Source organism: Pseudomonas sp. St316 (assembly GCF_018325905.1).
Classification (GTDB): Bacteria; Pseudomonadota; Gammaproteobacteria; order Pseudomonadales; family Pseudomonadaceae; genus Aquipseudomonas.
Map to the genome: position 1 here is coordinate 5,955,791 of NZ_AP021901.1, position 17,278 is coordinate 5,973,068.

18 protein-coding genes and 1 pseudogene are annotated in these 17,278 nt (G+C 62.6%); 13 read left to right on the forward strand and 6 right to left on the reverse strand.

Annotation, left to right across the window (positions count from 1 at the left end; all coding sequences use genetic code 11):
* The first annotated feature begins 59 nt into the window (after nucleotides 1-59).
* The 10 genes from urtB (at nucleotide 60) to ureC (ending at nucleotide 8,979) form a co-directional block, all read left to right on the forward strand.
* Nucleotides 60-1,562 (forward strand): urea ABC transporter permease subunit UrtB, encoded by a 1,503-nt coding sequence (gene urtB, locus KI237_RS26560; protein WP_212797721.1) that lies wholly within the window; start codon nucleotides 60-62, stop codon nucleotides 1,560-1,562.
* Complete coding sequence (urtC, locus tag KI237_RS26565) at nucleotides 1,562-2,641, forward strand: urea ABC transporter permease subunit UrtC (RefSeq protein WP_212797722.1); 1,080 nt, start codon at nucleotides 1,562-1,564, stop codon at nucleotides 2,639-2,641. Before urtB ends, urtC begins: the two co-directional genes overlap by 1 nt.
* Nucleotides 2,638-3,507, forward strand: a complete 870-nt coding sequence (gene urtD, locus KI237_RS26570) for an urea ABC transporter ATP-binding protein UrtD (protein ID WP_212797723.1) — start codon at nucleotides 2,638-2,640, stop codon at nucleotides 3,505-3,507. The genes urtC and urtD overlap by 4 nt, the downstream gene beginning before the upstream one ends.
* 135 nt (nucleotides 3,508-3,642) lie before the next feature.
* Nucleotides 3,643-4,341 (forward strand): urea ABC transporter ATP-binding subunit UrtE, encoded by a 699-nt coding sequence (gene urtE / locus KI237_RS26575; protein ID WP_018611889.1) that lies wholly within the window; start codon nucleotides 3,643-3,645, stop codon nucleotides 4,339-4,341.
* Nucleotides 4,342-4,371: 30 nt separating this feature from the next.
* Entirely contained in the window at nucleotides 4,372-5,223 is an 852-nt protein-coding gene (locus tag KI237_RS26580; protein WP_212797724.1) for an urease accessory protein UreD, read from the forward strand.
* Between the two features lie 228 nt (nucleotides 5,224-5,451).
* Nucleotides 5,452-5,754 (forward strand): urease subunit gamma, encoded by a 303-nt coding sequence (gene ureA, locus KI237_RS26585; protein ID WP_003197350.1) that lies wholly within the window; start codon nucleotides 5,452-5,454, stop codon nucleotides 5,752-5,754.
* 8 nt (nucleotides 5,755-5,762) lie between these two features.
* Entirely contained in the window at nucleotides 5,763-6,296 is a 534-nt protein-coding gene (locus KI237_RS26590) for a GNAT family N-acetyltransferase (protein ID WP_212797725.1), read from the forward strand.
* Between the two features lie 7 nt (nucleotides 6,297-6,303).
* Nucleotides 6,304-6,837: a GNAT family N-acetyltransferase gene (locus KI237_RS26595; RefSeq protein WP_212797726.1), complete on the forward strand. Its 534-nt coding sequence runs from the start codon at nucleotides 6,304-6,306 to the stop codon at nucleotides 6,835-6,837.
* Nucleotides 6,834-7,139, forward strand: coding sequence for an urease subunit beta (locus tag KI237_RS26600; protein ID WP_212797727.1), 306 nt, complete (start codon nucleotides 6,834-6,836; stop codon nucleotides 7,137-7,139). Before KI237_RS26595 ends, KI237_RS26600 begins: the two co-directional genes overlap by 4 nt.
* 139 nt (nucleotides 7,140-7,278) lie before the next feature.
* A complete protein-coding gene (gene ureC, locus KI237_RS26605) occupies nucleotides 7,279-8,979 on the forward strand; it encodes an urease subunit alpha (protein ID WP_212797728.1) in 1,701 nt (566 codons plus the stop codon).
* Between the two features lie 79 nt (nucleotides 8,980-9,058).
* On the opposite strand, the gene KI237_RS26610 is transcribed toward ureC, so the two are convergent.
* Nucleotides 9,059-9,358, reverse strand: coding sequence for a chaperone modulator CbpM (locus KI237_RS26610; RefSeq protein WP_212797729.1), 300 nt, complete (start codon nucleotides 9,356-9,358; stop codon nucleotides 9,059-9,061).
* A gap of 48 nt (nucleotides 9,359-9,406) precedes the next feature.
* Nucleotides 9,407-10,345: a DnaJ C-terminal domain-containing protein gene (locus KI237_RS26615; RefSeq protein ID WP_212797730.1), complete on the reverse strand. Its 939-nt coding sequence runs from the start codon at nucleotides 10,343-10,345 to the stop codon at nucleotides 9,407-9,409.
* Nucleotides 10,346-10,642: 297 nt separating this feature from the next.
* Here KI237_RS26615 and KI237_RS26620 point away from each other — a divergent pair, with 297 nt between their 5' ends.
* Nucleotides 10,643-11,917, forward strand: coding sequence for an Hsp70 family protein (locus KI237_RS26620; protein ID WP_212797731.1), 1,275 nt, complete (start codon nucleotides 10,643-10,645; stop codon nucleotides 11,915-11,917).
* A 132-nt stretch (nucleotides 11,918-12,049) separates the two neighbouring features.
* Here the strand turns inward: KI237_RS26620 and KI237_RS26625 are convergent.
* The 4 genes and pseudogenes from KI237_RS26625 to KI237_RS26640 form a co-directional block, all read right to left on the reverse strand.
* Nucleotides 12,050-13,062, reverse strand: a pseudogene (locus KI237_RS26625) (AI-2E family transporter).
* A 219-nt stretch (nucleotides 13,063-13,281) separates the two neighbouring features.
* Nucleotides 13,282-13,572, reverse strand: coding sequence for a PsiF family protein (locus tag KI237_RS26630; protein ID WP_212797732.1), 291 nt, complete (start codon nucleotides 13,570-13,572; stop codon nucleotides 13,282-13,284).
* 191 nt (nucleotides 13,573-13,763) lie between these two features.
* Complete coding sequence (locus KI237_RS26635) at nucleotides 13,764-14,654, reverse strand: esterase/lipase family protein (RefSeq protein ID WP_212797733.1); 891 nt, start codon at nucleotides 14,652-14,654, stop codon at nucleotides 13,764-13,766.
* A gap of 126 nt (nucleotides 14,655-14,780) precedes the next feature.
* Nucleotides 14,781-15,419 (reverse strand): FMN-dependent NADH-azoreductase, encoded by a 639-nt coding sequence (locus KI237_RS26640; RefSeq protein ID WP_212797734.1) that lies wholly within the window; start codon nucleotides 15,417-15,419, stop codon nucleotides 14,781-14,783.
* 136 nt (nucleotides 15,420-15,555) lie between these two features.
* Here KI237_RS26640 and KI237_RS26645 point away from each other — a divergent pair, with 136 nt between their 5' ends.
* The gene (locus KI237_RS26645) at nucleotides 15,556-16,497 is read left to right on the forward strand and encodes a LysR substrate-binding domain-containing protein (RefSeq protein ID WP_212797735.1); all 942 of its coding nucleotides are present in this window, start codon (nucleotides 15,556-15,558) and stop codon (nucleotides 16,495-16,497) included.
* Between the two features lie 57 nt (nucleotides 16,498-16,554).
* Entirely contained in the window at nucleotides 16,555-17,085 is a 531-nt protein-coding gene (locus KI237_RS26650; RefSeq protein ID WP_212797736.1) for a ferritin-like domain-containing protein, read from the forward strand.
* Nucleotides 17,086-17,278: the final 193 nt, after the last annotated feature.

The window sequence follows — 17,278 nt, forward strand, 5'->3', positions numbered from 1 at the left end:
TGACCCACCGCCATCGCGAGCAAGCTCGCTCCCACATTGTCCGCGCAAGGCGACTCTCTATGCCCACCGCCCTTTACCGCCTCATCCTCGCCCTGGTGCTGCTGTTGCCACTGGGAGCCCACGCCGACGACGCCGAAGACTTCGTCGCCGCCAACCCGACCCAGCAGGCCAAGCTCCTGGAAACCTGGGCCGCGCAGCCGGAGCCTGAGCGTGTCGAACTGATCAATGCCCTGCAACAGGGCCAGTTGACCGTCGACGGCCAGCCCAAGATCCTGCGCCTGAACAACCGCCTGCGCGGGCTGATTGAAACCGCACTGGCCAGCCATCAACTGCTCGCCGTCGATGCTCGCGTACGTTTGGTTGCCGCGCAGCAATTGCAAAAAAGTGCCCGCCCGGCACAACTGGCGTTTCTCGATCGACAATTGGCCGGCGAGCAGGACGAAGATGTACACGCCGCCCTGAGCCTGGCCCTGGCGAACCTGCAACTGGTGGACGCCAACCCGAACGTACGTCTGGCCGCCGTCCGGCTGCTGGGGGAAACCGGCGATCCGCTGGCCCGCACACGCCTGGAAGGTCTGCTTGAACCCGGCGTCGAAACCGATGCCGCCGTGCGCACCGCCGCTGAAACCAGCCTCAGCCAGGTCAAGCGCAAACTCCTGGTGGGCGAGTTGCTGGGCCAGGCCTTCAGCGGCATGTCCCTGGGCTCGATCCTGCTGCTCGCCGCCCTCGGCCTGGCAATCACCTTCGGCCTGCTGGGGGTGATCAACATGGCCCACGGCGAGATGCTCATGTTGGGCGCTTATTCCACCTACGTGGTGCAGTTGCTGTTCCAGCGCTTCGCCCCGAACGCCATCGAGTTCTACCCGCTGATCGCCCTGCCGGTGGCATTTTTCATTACCGCCGCCATCGGCATGGCCCTGGAGCGCACGGTGATTCGCCACCTCTACGGGCGCCCGTTGGAAACGCTGCTCGCCACCTGGGGCATCAGCCTGATGTTGATCCAACTGGTGCGCCTGGTGTTCGGTGCGCAGAACGTCGAAGTCGCCAACCCGGCCTGGCTCTCAGGCGGGATCCAGGTGTTGCCGAACCTGGTGCTGCCGTACAACCGCATCGTGATCATCGCCTTCGCGCTGTTCGTGGTGGTGCTGACCTGGCTGTTGCTGAACAAGACGCGCCTGGGCCTGAACGTGCGCGCGGTGACCCAAAACCGCAACATGGCCGCCTGCTGTGGCGTGCCCACCGGGCGGGTGGACATGCTCGCCTTCGGCCTCGGCTCCGGCATCGCCGGGTTGGGTGGCGTGGCCCTGAGCCAGATCGGCAACGTCGGCCCGGACCTGGGCCAGAGCTACATCATCGACTCGTTCCTGGTGGTGGTGCTCGGCGGCGTCGGCCAGTTGGCCGGTAGCGTGTTCGCCGCGTTCGGCTTGGGCATCGCCAACAAGATCCTCGAACCGCAGATCGGCGCGGTGCTCGGCAAGATCCTCATCCTGGCGTTGATCATTCTGTTCATCCAGAAGCGTCCGCAAGGCCTCTTCGCGCTCAAAGGACGGGTAATCGACTGATGAACCAGCCCCTGATGCTCACGGCCACGCAAAAGGCCGGTCCCAAAGTTACCCTCGCCGTCGGCGCGGTGATCCTGGCCGTGCTGTTGAGCCTGCCGCTACTGTCGCTGCTGGCGGCGGACAATCCGCTGCAAGTCTCAGCGTATACCCTGACCCTGGTGGGCAAGATTCTCTGCTACGCCATCGTCGCCCTGGCGCTGGACCTGGTCTGGGGCTACGCCGGCCTGCTCTCCCTGGGCCATGGCCTGTTCTTCGCCCTGGGCGGCTACGCCATGGGCATGTACCTGATGCGCCAGGCCGCCGGCGATGGCTTGCCGGCGTTCATGACCTTCTTGTCGTGGACCGAGTTGCCCTGGTACTGGGCCGGCACCGACAGTTTCCTCTGGGCCATGTGCCTGGTGGTGCTGGCGCCGGGTTTGCTGGCGCTGGTGTTCGGTTTCTTCGCCTTCCGCTCGCGGATCAAGGGTGTGTATTTCTCGATCATGACCCAGGCCCTGACCTTCGCCGGGATGCTGTTGTTTTTCCGCAACGAAACCGGGTTTGGCGGCAACAACGGCTTCACCAATTTCCGTTCGATCCTGGGCTTTGGTATCACTGAGCCGGGCACCCGGGCGGTGCTGTTTTTGGCCACGGTGCTGTTGCTGGTGGCGAGCCTGTTCATCGGCTGGCGCCTGGCGCGCAGCAAGTTCGGCCGGGTATTGACCGCCCTGCGTGACGCGGAAAACCGCCTGATGTTCTGCGGCTACGATCCCCGTGGCTTCAAGCTGTTCGTCTGGGTGTTGAGCGCGGTGTTGTGCGGCCTGGCCGGGGCCTTGTACGTGCCGCAGGTGGGCATCATCAACCCCAGCGAAATGTCGCCGACCAACTCCATCGAGGCTGCCGTGTGGGTCGCCCTCGGCGGGCGCGGCACGCTGATCGGGCCGTTGCTGGGCGCCGGCGTGGTCAATGGCATGAAGAGCTGGTTCACCGTGGCCTTCCCGGAGTACTGGCTGTTCTTCCTCGGCGCGCTGTTCATCGTCGTGACGCTGTATCTGCCCAAGGGTGTGATCGGTCTGCTGAAGAAAAGAGGTGAACAATGAGAGTGACAGCGAGTGCCGAATTCATGCTCGAACCCGCTTTCTTTCCGCCGCAACCCAGCCAGGACGCCGGCAGCAGCCGCGACGCCATCGGCCTCGGCCAAGCAGCTGGCGTGGGCCTGAACACACGCCACGGCACCATCCTGACCCTGGAAGACATTAGCGTCAGTTTCGACGGCTTCAAGGCCTTGAACGCTTTGAACCTGTACATCGGCGTCGGCGAATTGCGCTGCATCATCGGGCCCAACGGCGCCGGCAAGACCACGCTGATGGACGTGATTACCGGCAAGACCCGCCCCAGCCATGGCAAGGCCTGGTTCGGCGAAACCCTGGACCTGACCCGCATGAGCGAAGTGGCGATCGCCCAGGCCGGCATCGGTCGCAAATTCCAGAAGCCCACGGTGTTCGAAGCATTGAGCGTGTTCGAGAACCTGGAACTGGCGCTCAAGACCGACAAGTCGGTGTGGGCCAGCCTGCGGGCCAAACTCACTGGCGAGCAGCACGATCGCATCAGCGACGTGCTCGAGACCATCCGCCTCACCACCTCGGTCAACCGTGCCGCCGGGTTGCTGTCCCACGGGCAGAAGCAGTTCCTGGAGATCGGCATGCTGCTGGTGCAAGACCCGCAATTGCTGCTGCTCGACGAGCCGGTGGCGGGCATGACCGACGCCGAGACCGAGTTCACCGCCGAGCTGTTCAAATCCTTGGCGGGCAAGCATTCGCTGATGGTGGTGGAGCACGACATGGGCTTCGTCGGCAGCATCGCCGACCACGTGACAGTGTTGCACCAGGGCAGCGTGCTGGCCGAAGGGTCGCTGGAACAGGTGCAGGAAAATGAGCGGGTGATCGAGGTGTATCTCGGTCGTTGAGGCGACCGAAGCTGGCTTTTATGTGGGAGCGAGCTTGCTCGCGATAGCCATTGAACACTCACCATCATTGCTGACTGACCCACCGCTATCGCGAGCAAGCTCGCTCCCACAAGGGACTTGAGGAGAATCTGGAAGATGCTGCAAGTCGACAAATTGCACCAGTACTACGGCGGTAGCCACATCCTGCGCGGCCTGTCTTTCGACGCCAAGGTCGGCGAGGTGACCTGCCTGTTGGGGCGCAACGGCGTGGGCAAGACCACCCTGCTCAAATGCCTGATGGGCCTGTTGCCGGCCAAGGAAGGCGCGGTGAATTGGGAAGGCAAAGCCATCACTACGTTCAAGCCACACCAACGGGTGCATGCCGGCATCGCCTACGTGCCTCAGGGCCGGGAGATTTTCGGGCGGCTGACGGTGGAAGAAAACCTGCTGATGGGCCTGTCGCGGTTTCCCGGCTCCGAAGCCAAGGAGGTGCCGGCCTTCATCTACGAATTGTTCCCGGTGCTGCTGCAAATGAAACAGCGCCGGGGCGGTGACCTGTCCGGCGGCCAGCAACAGCAGCTCGCCATTGGCCGGGCCCTGGCCAGCCGTCCACGCCTGCTGATCCTCGACGAACCCACCGAAGGCATCCAGCCCTCGGTGATCAAGGAGATCGGCGTGGTGATCAAGAAACTGGCGGCCCGGGGCGACATGGCGATTTTGCTGGTGGAGCAGTTCTACGACTTCGCCGCCGAGCTGGCCGATCAGTACCTGGTGATGTCCCGGGGCGAGATCGTGCAGCAGGGCCGCGGAGAAAACATGGAAGCCGAGGGTGTGCGCGGGCTGGTTACGATCTAGTCTGTAGCGTCCTGACGATAATCAGAAATCATGAATCTACCTGTCTCTTCATTGACACCTTCGGCCCTCTTCACCCCCAGCTGGCATGCCGAGCTGGAACTGGGTTACGCCCGATTCGGCGATTGCACGCGCCCGGTACAGCGTCGCCATAAAGGCCCGCTGCGGGTGCAGAAGCACTTGTACGCCGAAGGCCCCGGCGTGTGCCAGCACATCATTGTCCATCCGCCCGGCGGGATAGCCGGCGGTGACCGGCTGGACATTTCAGCCCATGTCGGCCCGGGCGCCTGGGCGCAGTTGACCAGCCCCGGCGCGGCCAAGTGGTATCGCGCCGCCGGCCCGGCGTACCAGCAGTTGACCCTGAGCGTGGCCGCCGGCGCGACCCTGGAATGGCTGCCCCAGGAAACCATCGTCTTCAGCGCGGCCCAGGCCGAACTGAGCACCAGCATCGACCTGCTGGGCGACGGGCGCCTGTTCTACTGGGACATGGTTGCCCTCGGCCGCCCGGCCAGCGGCGAGCGGTTCGACCTGGGGCATTTTCAGTCGCGCCTGGACATTCGCCGCGACGGCCAGTTGCTGTGGCATGAACGCCAGCGCATTGTGGGCGGCGATGGATTGCTCGACTCGCCCATCGGGTTGGGCGGCGATCCGGTGTTCGCCACGTTGTTGGTGACCGGCGAAATCGACAGCGAGCTGCTGGAACAATGCCGTTCCCTGGGCCATGACGTACGTGGCGACCTGACCCAATTGCCCGGCCTGGTCGTGGCCCGCTGTCTGGCGAGCGAAGCGTTGCTGGCGCGGGGGTGGCTGATTGCATTGTGGCGTTTGCTCAGGCCTGCATTGCTGGGAAGAGAGGCCATGCCACCCAGGATCTGGAGTACCTGAATCTGCTTTTCTGTGGGAGCAATGGTGTGGAAGCAATGACTTTCTGTGGGAGCAAAGCTTGCTCGCGATGAACGATAACGCGGTCCTTCTGACCAACCGAGTCGCGGCAATCGCGAGCAAGCTTTGCTCCCACAGGCTCTGCTCTCACGGGTGTTGTTCCCACAGGCCCGCTCCCACAGGGGAATGTGTTTACCGCAAAATTTTTCTATCTGCCCTTATGGATTGCACATGGACCTGACCCCACGCGAAAAAGACAAGCTGCTGATCTTCACCGCCGGCCTCGTCGCCGAACGACGGTTGGCCCGCGGCTTGAAGCTCAACTACCCGGAGGCCATGGCCTATATTTCCGCGGCCCTGCTCGAAGGCGCCCGTGACGGCCAGACCGTCGCCGAGCTGATGCACTACGGCACCACATTGCTCAGCCGCGAGCAGGTGATGGAAGGCATCCCGGAAATGATCCCGGAGATCCAGGTCGAGGCGACGTTTCCCGACGGCACCAAACTGGTCACCGTCCATCAACCTATCGCCTGAGGCGCGTCATGACCTACGCCATTCGTAACGCGCTGCCCACAGACCTGCCGGCAATCCGCGAGATCTACAACGATGCGGTGCTGAACACCACCGCCATCTGGAATGAACAGCTCGTGGACTTGGGCAATCGCCAAGCCTGGCTCAGCGCTCGCCAGTCCCAGGGCTATCCGGTGCTGGTGATCGTCGATGGCGAGCAAAACGTGCTCGGCTACGCTTCATTCGGCGACTGGCGGCCTTTCGACGGTTATCGACACACCGTGGAACATTCGGTGTACGTGCGCAACGACCAGCGCGGCAATGGCCTGGGCCCAAGGTTGATGGCGGCGCTGATCGAACGTGCCAGGACCTGCGGCAAACACGTCATGGTCGCGGCCATCGAAAGCGGCAACGCGGCCTCGATTCGCCTGCACGAGCGGGCCGGTTTTACCGTCACCGGGCAGATGCCCCAGGTGGGCATCAAGTTCGGGCGCTGGCTCGACCTGACTTTCATGCAATTGATCCTCAACCCCGGTGCCCCGGCGCCTGCCGTCAACAAGGAGTGAAAAACCAATGAACGCTGCCCAGTTGCGTCGAGTCCACACCGAAAGCTTTGCGCACTATCGTCAAGGCCTGATCGATCTGTTGCTCGACGCCGTTGGGTACGGCGCCAGCGTGGGGTTCATGGCCGATCTCGATGCCGTTCAGGCCCGCGCCTATTTCGATGAGGTCCAGGCCAGCCTCAACCAGGGCCACCTGCTGCTGTGGGTGGTGGTCAAGGATGAACAGGTGCAGGCCAGCGTCCAGCTTGCCCTGTGCCAGAAGCCCAACGGCCTCAATCGCGCCGAAGTGCAGAAGCTGCTGGTCCGCGGCGAGGCCCGCCGCCGGGGCCTGGGCCAGCAATTGATGAGCGCCCTGGAGCTCGGCGCCCGTCAGCACAAGCGTGGCCTGCTGTACCTCGATACCGAGGCCGGTTCCGAGGCCGAGGCGTTCTACCGCGCCATGGGCTACATCCGCGTCGGCGAACTGCCGGACTACTGCCAGAGCCCGGACGGGACCTACACACCGACCGCCATTTACTACAAGACTTTGGGGCAACCGCAATGATTCCAGGGCAATACCAGGTCCGGCCTGGCGACATCGAACTCAACGTCGGCCGCCGCACGCTCACGCTGAACGTCGCCAACAGCGGCGACCGGCCGATCCAGGTCGGCTCGCATTATCACTTTTTCGAGACCAACGACGCCCTGACCTTCGACCGCGCCGCCAGCCGAGGCATGCGCCTGAACATCCCGGCCGGCACCGCGGTGCGCTTCGAACCAGGCCAGAGCCGCGAGGTGGAACTGGTGGATCTGGCCGGGCATCGCCGGGTGTTCGGGTTTGCCGGGCGGGTCATGGGCGACCTTTAAGTCATGGGGGCCTGCACGGACCTCATCGCGAGCAAGCTCGCTCCCACATTTGACCGCGCTTTCCTGTGGGAGCGAGCTTGCTCGCGATGAGTGAGCGAAGCGAACGGTTCCGAAATCAATTGAATCTCAAGGCAAGCATATGAAAATCTCCCGCCAAGCCTATGCCGACATGTTCGGCCCCACCGTCGGTGACAAGGTCCGCCTGGCCGATACCGAGTTGTGGATCGAAGTGGAAAAGGACTTCACCACCTACGGCGAAGAAGTGAAATTCGGCGGCGGCAAGGTGATTCGTGACGGCATGGGCCAGAGCCAGTTGCTGGCCGCCGAGGTCGTCGACACCTTGATCACCAACGCGCTGATCATCGACCACTGGGGCATCGTCAAGGCCGATGTCGGCCTCAAGGACGGGCGCATCGCGGCCATTGGCAAGGCCGGCAACCCGGACATCCAGCCCGACGTGACCATCGCCATCGGCGCCAGCACCGAAGTGATCGCTGGTGAAGGCATGATCCTCACCGCCGGCGGCATCGACACTCACATCCACTTCATCTGCCCCCAGCAGATCGAAGAAGCGCTGATGAGCGGCGTCACCAGCATGATCGGCGGCGGCACCGGCCCGGCCACCGGGACCAACGCCACCACCTGCACCTCCGGCCCATGGCACCTGGCGCGCATGCTCCAGGCCGCCGATGCCTTCCCCATGAACATCGGTTTCACCGGCAAGGGCAACGCCAGCCTGCCGGAGCCGTTGATCGAACAGGTCAAGGCCGGCGCCATCGGCCTGAAGCTGCACGAAGACTGGGGCACCACCCCGGCCGCCATCGACAACTGCTTGAGCGTGGCCGACCAGTACGACGTGCAGGTCGCGATCCACACCGACACCCTCAACGAATCGGGCTTCGTCGAAACCACCCTCGCCGCGTTCAAGGGCCGCACCATCCACACCTACCACACCGAAGGCGCTGGCGGCGGTCATGCGCCGGACATCATCAAGGCCTGCGGCTTCCCCAATGTGCTGCCCAGCTCGACCAATCCGACCCGACCGTTCACCCGCAACACCATCGACGAACACCTGGACATGCTGATGGTCTGCCATCACCTGGACCCAAGCATTGCCGAAGACGTGGCCTTCGCCGAAAGCCGCATCCGCCGCGAGACCATCGCCGCCGAAGACATTCTCCACGACTTGGGGGCGTTCTCGATGATCAGTTCCGACAGCCAGGCCATGGGTCGCGTCGGCGAAGTCATCACCCGCACCTGGCAGACCGCCGACAAGATGAAGAAGCAACGCGGCGCCCTGCCCGGCGACGGCGAAGGCAACGACAACTTCCGTATCAAGCGCTACATCGCCAAGTACACCATCAACCCGGCGATCACCCATGGCATCAGCCATGAAGTGGGCTCCATCGAAGTGGGCAAGTGGGCCGACCTGGTGCTGTGGCGCCCGGCGTTTTTCGGGGTCAAGCCGACGCTGATTCTCAAGGGCGGTGCCATCGCCGCCAGCCTGATGGGCGACGCCAACGCCTCGATCCCGACGCCGCAGCCAGTGCACTACCGACCAATGTTCGCCAGCTACGGCGGCTCGCGGCACGCCACCAGCCTGACCTTCATCAGCCAGGCCGCCGCCGAGGCGGGGCTACCGGAGCAGCTTGGGCTGAAGAAGAGAATCGCCGTGGTCAAGGGTTGCCGCGATGTGCAGAAGACCGACCTGATCCACAACGACTACCTGCCGAGCATCGATGTCGATCCGCAGACCTATCAGGTCAAGGCCGATGGGGTGTTGCTGTGGTGTGAACCGGCTGACGTGCTGCCGATGGCGCAGCGGTACTTTCTGTTTTGAATGGAATGAGGACCTGAGAGCAAGCCTTGTGGGAGCAAAGCTTGCGCCCACAGGTTGGCGCTTGCTCATTGACCGTTTTTCACTCCACCAACCGCCCCAACCGCTGCTTGAGCATGCGGTTTTCGCTGCGCAGTTGCTGCACTTCCTCCAGCAGGTCCAGCGCCAGGGCGACGCCTTCCCACTCCAGCTCCAGCTCGCGGCGCAGCTTGGCCGCACGGCGGGCCAGGACCAGTTCGTAGTCGGTGAAACGCCAATCCGTCGGGGCCGCGCCTTGGGGTTCGAGAATGCCATGGGCGACGATCTCGATCACATGGACATCCGCCAACGCGGCGGCCTCGCAGAATTCCGTCAGGGTCAGTTCAATGATCGGGTTGTTCATGGTCTGCTTCTCCCAATGCTTTAACCGTCGAGTGTAGGCGCTGTCGAATCAGAAATTTTCCCGCGGATCGAACGCAGCCTTCTTCGCCAGTTCCGCCCACAACGCCTTGACCGCCTCGTCGCTGGCCTTTGGCATCACGGCCTTGAGCTGCACGAACAGATAACCGCGCTCGCCGGCCTTGTTGCGCAGGCCGTGGCCCTTGGCGCGCATGCGCTGGCCGTTCTGGCTGCCGGCCGGGACCTTGAGGTTGATCTTGCCGGTGAGGGTCGGCACCGCCACTTCCGTACCCAGCGCCAATTCCCACGGCGCCAGGGGCAAGGTGATGATTAGGTCCTGGCCTTCGACGTCGAACTTGGGGTGCGGCGCGAAACGAATGGTCAGGTACAAATCGCCATTGGCACCACCACCGATGCCCGGCGCACCCTGACCCTTGAGGCGGATGCGCTCGCCGTCGGTCACCCCCAGTGGAATCTTCACATTCAGGCTTTTGCTGGTGTTGCTCACGTGCTGGCCGGCCGCGTTGTACTGCGGCACCTGGAAGCTGACCTTTTTCGACTCGCTCGACAGGGACTCTTCCAGGAAGATCGGTAATTCCATTTCCACGTCTTGCCCTCGACGGCCGGCGCTGCGACCTGACTGCCCACCACCGAAACCCGGCCCACGATTGCCAAAGATCGAACTGAAGAAGTCCGAGAAGTCCCCGGTGTCCTGGCCGCCAAAACCACCACGGCTCTGCCAACCCGGCGGGCCCTGGAACGGCTGGCCGTGCTGGCCGTAGCGGCGCAGGTCGTCGTATTCGGCGCGCTTGTCGGCGCTTTTCAGTGCTTCATAGGCTTCGGAGACGTCCTTGAACTTGGTCTCGGCGTCCTTTTCCTTGCTCACATCCGGGTGGTACTTGCGCGCCAGTTTGCGATAGGCGGCCTTGATCGTGGCGTCGTCGGCCGTCGGCTCGACGCCCAGGATCTTGTAATAGTCTTTGAAGTCCATTGAAGGATCACCATCCATTATCGATATAGCACCGCCATGCACAGCATGCTCGTGGTACAAGCCCCGGAGTTTGACCAATCTCAAGGTTTGTGACCGGGCGGCGCATCAGAAGTTTATCGGCAGCCGGTCGCGGTTCTTGTGCTCGCCCTGTGGCTACCAGGCCCATGCCAGCAAGTTTGGGGGTAAAAGGGCCGCTTTCAAGGCCAAGGTTTGTGAATTAGCGGATAACCGGCCTTCGAATCCGCGCCGCACTGACATACACTGCGCGGCCGTTTTTTCAACTGGAACCCGAAAGACATGAAAAACGCATCCCCGGCCCGTGCCTGCGGCATCGACTTTGGCACGTCCAACTCCACTGTCGGCTGGCTGCGCCCCGGCATGGAAACGTTGATCGCGCTGGAGGACGACAAGATCACCCTGCCTTCGGTGGTCTTTTTCAATCTCGAGGAACGTCGCCCGGTGTATGGTCGCCTGGCCCTGCACGAATACCTGGAAGGCTACGAAGGCCGGCTGATGCGCTCGCTCAAGAGCCTGCTGGGCTCCAAGCTGATCAAGCACGACACCAGCGTGTTGGGCACGGCCATGCCCTTCAAGGATCTGCTGGGGCTGTTCATCGGCCAGCTGAAGAAACGCGCCGAAGCCACCGCCGGTCGGGAATTCGAAGAAGTGGTGCTGGGGCGCCCGGTGTTTTTCGTCGACGACGATGAAATGGCCGACCAGGAAGCGGAAAACACCTTGGTAGACGTCGCCCGCGCCATCGGTTTCAAGGAAGTTTCGTTCCAGTACGAACCCATCGCGGCGGCCTTCGACTATGAGTCGACCATCGAGAAAGAAGAGCTGGTGCTGATCGTCGACATCGGCGGCGGTACCTCGGACTTCTCCCTGGTGCGCCTGTCCCCGGAGCGTCGCACCCACGACAACCGTCACGCCGACATCCTCGCCACCGGTGGCGTGCACATCGGCGGCACCGATTTCGACAAACAACTGAGCTTGCAGGGTGTGATGCCGCTGTTCGGCTACGGCAGCCGCATGAAAAGCGGCGCCTACATGCCCACCAGCCACCACATGAACCTGGCGACCTGGCACACCATCAACGCGGTGTACTCGCAAAAATCCACCCTGGCCCTGGGCAGCATGCGCTACGACATCGAAGACACCGGCGGCATCGACCGGCTGTTCAAACTGATCGAACAGCGCGCCGGGCACTGGCTGGCGATGGAAGTGGAAGAAACCAAGATCGAGCTGACCCACGCCGTCCAGCGCCACGTGCCGCTGGACCGGATCGAACCAGGCCTGAGCGTGGACCTGAGCCGGGCCTTGTTCGAGTCGGCCATCGACGGCCTTCTGGAGCGGGTACGCGGCAGCGTCACGCAGTTGCTCAACGATGCCAACGTGAGGGTCGATCAGGTTGACACGGTGTTCTTCACCGGGGGTTCCAGCGGCATCCCGGCGCTGCGCAACAGCGTCTCGGCGATGCTGCCCCAGGCGCGGCATGTGGAAGGCAACATCTTCGGCAGTATTGGCAGCGGGTTGGCGATCGAGGCGATGAAGCGCTACGGCACGCAGGCCTGACCTGACACCGAGGCGCCAGCATCGCGAGCAAGCTCGCTCCCACAGTTGACCGGGTTCTTCAGAAGGAATGCGGTTGACTGTGGGAGCGAGCTTGCTCGCGATGGCGTCAGATCAGACGCCACACCCACCGGATCAAACCATCCCCACCTGTTTCAACTCACTCTTGAGGTACGCATAGTAGATCGGTCCCGCCACCACCCCGGCAGACCGAAGGCGGCTTCGAACACCAGCATCGCCATGAGCAATTCCCAGGACTTGGCGCTGATCTGCCCGCCGACGATGCGGGCGTTGAGGAAGTATTCGAGCTTGTGGATCACGATCAGGTAACACAGCGCCGCCACGGCGACCCAGATCGACAGCGACAAGCCGACAATGGTGATCAGGGTATTGGACATCAGGTTGCCGATGACCGGCAGCAGCCCCAGCAGGAAGGTCATCACGATCAGGGTCTTGGTCAGCGGCAGCTTTATCCCGAACAGCGGCAACACCACCGCCAGGAAAATCCCGGTGAAGAAGGTGTTGAGCAGGGAAATCTTGATTTGGGCGAAGACGATGTTGCGAAACGCCTTGACCAGCAGGTTCAAGCGATCGAACAACGCGGCCGCCAAGGGCTTGCGCTTGGTCAGGTCGGGGATGCGCTGCAGGGCAACGATGGCCCCCAGCACCATGCCGATCAGCAACGTCACGAACATGTGGGCCGCGTCCTTGCCCACCAGTTGCAACTCGCTCAGGTGCTTGCTCATCCAGTCGCCAATCGCCACCCGGAACTCAGCGGCGCTGGCCGGCAGGTAGGCGTCGATGAACGGCGGCAATTGCCCACGGGCGCGATCGACCACGGTCATGAACTTGTCCAGGGACGCGCCTGGGTTTTCCGCCTCATGCAGCAGGAAACTGAAGGCACCGGCGAAGATCAACGTCAGCACACTGACCACCAGCGTGCCCAGCAACGCCACCGCCAGCCAGCGAGCACGACGGCCTTCGATCAATCGTTGCAATTGCGGGGTGAGCATGTTGACCAGTTCGAACACCAGCAGCCCGGCCAGCAAGCTCGGCAACAGGCGCAGCGGCAGCACCAGCAACAGCCCACCAAAAATGATCACCCAACTGATCACCAACAACACATGACGCTGAGAAAACGTTGGCATACAGCCTCAGGACAAAACGGCGTGAAAGGATCGGCAGTCTGCCAGCGATCCGCTGGCAGCACTAGGCATTGTGTCGGCCGACCTTGGTCGCAGTTCAGGGTTTTTTTGTAACTTTTGCGCCGCCCCCATCGCGAGCAAGCTCGCTCCCACAGTAGATCAGTGGTGCCCGGTCCATTGTGGGAGCGAGCTTGCTCGCGATAACGCCCATGGATTCAACGCTTATTTGTTCTTCAGGCAATCACTCATGAACGCCTTGCGGGCGTCCCCCTTCAGGGCCTGGGTGGTCGCCGTGGCGTTGCAGGTCTTCATGCGTGCCTGAGGCGTGCTCGGCGCAGCAGGGGTGGCCTTGAGGCAGTTACTCATGAAGGCCTTGCGCTCGTCGCCCTTGAGCGCCTTGGCGGTAGCGTCGGCGTTGCAGGTGGTCATCTTGGTCTGCTGCGCCGTCGCGGCGAAGCCCTGGGAACACAGCAGCAAACCGATCATCAATAAAGGGACACGAAGCATCTTCATGGTGGTTCTCCTGACTGCCACACGAGGGTGTGACGATGAAATGCAGTGTAGACAAAGCCTGTTACATCTTCACCAGGTTGTCCCGCACGGCCTGATCTACCGCCATCGCGAGCAAGCTCCCACTATGAACCGAGCAACACCAATCTACTGTAGGGGCTTGCCCGCGAAGAACGATAACGCGGCCCAACGGGCTACACCCCGGCCGCCTTCAACCGCTCGGCATGCTCGACAAACAAGCGGATCGGCTCGGCCCCCTTGCCCACCAGCCCCAGCGATTGGTTGACGATATCGAAGTGGTCCAGCGGATAGTCATCGCCGATGACAGTGCCCAGGTGCGAGCTGTAGCGTCCGACCATGCCGTCGCATTGCCCCGCCTCCCTCACAAACGTGCGAGCAAATAAACGGCAGCTGCGGTGAGTGCCGTCGAACAGGTTGCGCCCCTTGTCGGTCTTGCCCGGCTGCAAGGTGCCGGACCACGAGTAATAGCGCACGCCATTAACCTCTTCCGGCCCCTGCCCGCCCCAGATCTGCGGCAGGCCCTGTGGATAACGTTGATTGAACAGCGCCACCCCGACGCTGGTCAGGGAGGCATGGGAAGCGTGGATATCCACCGGCAGCTTCGGCCCGCGATAGCCGGTGTCCAGCAGGCTCATCAGGGCGTTGATCAGGCGCAGCACGGTACTGAGCACACGCCCCTTGGCACTGTCGGCCGGGTAGTGGAGTTGCAGGTAATCCGCCAGTTCGGAGCCGTGGTTGGGGCCGGCCACCGAGGTGACCGACGCTACCAGGTCCGGGCGTTTGGCGGCCGCATAGCGGGCGGTGAGGCTGCCCTGGCTGTGGCCGATCAGGTTGACTTTCTGCGCACCGGTTTGCCGCAGGATCTCCTCGATCCGTGCCAGCAACTGCTCGCCGCGCACCTCGGAAGAATGCAGCGGCGAAACCTTCACCGCCACGACGACGGCCCCGCCGCGACGCAACGCCGAAACGATCCCATACCAGTACGGATACAACACCAGGCGTATGAACCCGAGCATACCCGGGACCAGTACCAGCGGATAACGAGTGGCGCAGCGTTGCGACATGGCGACATCCTTGTGATCGAGAGGAGTCATCATCAGTACTGATGATGACCCGTCCATGACACCCGTGTCACTGCCATGGACCCGTGGTCAAAGATTGCGCCCGTTGTGCCGCGCAGCAGCCCTTTTTCAAAAAGTCCGCGCCAGCGCCAGCAAACGCTCCTCGGCTTCGGCGCAGGACAACGCAAAACTGCGCTCGGCCGACTCTTCGCCTTCTGCCGCCACCACCGTCACATCGGTGATTCCGATAAACCCAAGGACGGTGCGCAACAGCGTGTCGGCGTGATTCATGCTTTCCAACTGGCCGCCAGGCCCGAAACCGAAATCACCACGACTGGTCACGATCAGCGCCTTCTTGCCCAACACCAGCGGCTCGTAGTTCGACACGCCATTATCCAGGCTGTGGTTGAACGTCAGCCCGATGCGCACGATCTGGTCGATCCAGGCCTTCACGCCGCTGGGCACGCTGAAGTTGTGCATGGGCGCGGAGATCACCAATCGGTCATGGGCTTGCAACTCCTCGACCAAGGCATCGCTCAGGGCCAGGTCCGCTTGCATGATCAACGGTCGAGCCTGGGGTTCAGGGTAGAACGCCGCAGCGATGAACGCTTCGTTGACCGGCGCAATCACTGTCCGTCCGACTTCGCGACGGGTCAATCGGGATTGCGGATGGGCGGCCTGCCAAGCCGAAACAAAGCCCTCGGCCAAGCGCCGGGAATGAGAACGCTCGCCACGGGGACTGCCATGCACCACAAGAATCTTGCTCATCTGAATTTCCTTTTATGCGGCTACAATCAACACTGCTTGTGCCTTGCAGCTTGAAGCTCGTAGCCGCTGGCAGACAAATGAGCGTTAGTTCATCTGGATGAGTTAGTTTCATCCATCGCACTTCAGGAGATTCAGGATGTTCGCCAACCTGCCACTCAACGCCCTGCGCGCCTTCGAGGCAGCAGCGCGGCTGCTCAGTTTCAAGGCGGCTGCAGCGGAGTTGTCGGTGACGCCGACGGCGGTCTCCCATCAGATTAGATCCCTGGAGACGTGGCTGGGGCTGGTGCTGTTCGAACGCCTGCCACGCCAGGTACGCCTCACCGACGGCGGGCAGCGCCTGTTCCACAGCCTGCACGGGGCATTGCTGGAGGTAGCGCAAAGCGTCGACACCCTGCGCCCGCAACGCAGCACCAGCCACCTGACACTGTCCACCACCGCCGCGTTTGCCGCCCTGTGGCTGGTGCCTCGCCTGGGACGCTTTTATGCGCGCCACCCAAACATCAACGTGCGCCTGGATACCCATTGCGAGGTGATTGACCTGCACCAGGACGCCAGCGTCGACCTGGTGGTGCGCTATAGCCTGGATGCCTACCCGAACCTGTACGGCATGTGCCTGTTTGATGAAAGTTTCGGGGTCTACGGCTCGCCTGAACAGGTGGCCCTGGCGGCCCGGCAGATGCCGACGCTGATCAGCGTGCATTGGCACAACGCCAAGCTCTACGCCCACGGTTGGGATGCCTGGTGCGCCCAGGCCGGGGAAACCTGGCTCACCCGGCAGCCGTGCATGCGCGAGTACGACGAGGAGCATTACGCCTTGCAAGCCGCGATTGCCGGACAAGGCCTGGTGCTGGCGAGCAATATCTTGGCTTCCGAAAGCATCGCCAGCGGCTTGCTGGTCGGCTACCGCCCAGACATCCAGGTCAATGGCGCCGGCTACAGTGCCCTGTGCGTGCCAGGCCGCGAACGCCATCCGCCGGTGCGGGCGTTCTTCCAGTGGCTAGGGGAGGAAGCGCGACTGTCCGGCTATGCGCTGAAAAACTCGGTAAAACTTTTTCAGGACCGTGTCACTCAGACTTAGAGCGATCGCGCCATCAGAGCGTGACGCCCCCACCGGATCAGCCTCCAGGAGAACGAGATGAGCGACATGCACTTATCCGATGTAACCACCCTGCGCGAACGTGCACGGCAGAACGTGCAGAACGGTGCAGTGACCGAAGGCTACGGCGCCGATCGGCAGGAAGTTGTCCGCCTGCTCAACGAAGCGCTGGCCACCGAACTGGTCTGCGTGCTGCGCTACAAGCGCCACTACTTCATGGCCACCGGCCTCAAGGCCAGCATGGCGGCCAGCGAGTTCCTCGAGCACGCGAATCAGGAAGCCGAACACGCCGACAAACTCGCCGAGCGCATCGTCCAACTGGGCGGCGAGCCGGAGTTCAACCCCGACCTATTGACCCGCAATTCCCACGCCCAGTACGTGGCGGGCAACACCCTCAGGGAAATGGTGTACGAGGACCTGGTGGCCGAACGAATCGCCATCGACAGCTATCGGGAAATCATCCAGTACATCGGCGAAAAAGACCCGACCACCCGGCGCATCTTCGAAGACATCCTGGCCCAGGAAGAAGAGCATGCCGATGACATGGCCGATATTTTGGCCGACCTCTGATACCGTTATCGCGAGCAAGCTCGCTCCCACATTTTGACCGCGTTCTCTCAGACACAACACGGTCCCCTGTGGGAGCGAGCTTGCTCGCGATAGGGCCAGTAGCCTCACCACAAGAATTGGCTCCCACATTTCGACCGCACTTTCAGACACAGCGCGGTCCCCTGTGGGAGCGAGCTTGCTCGCGATGGGGTCA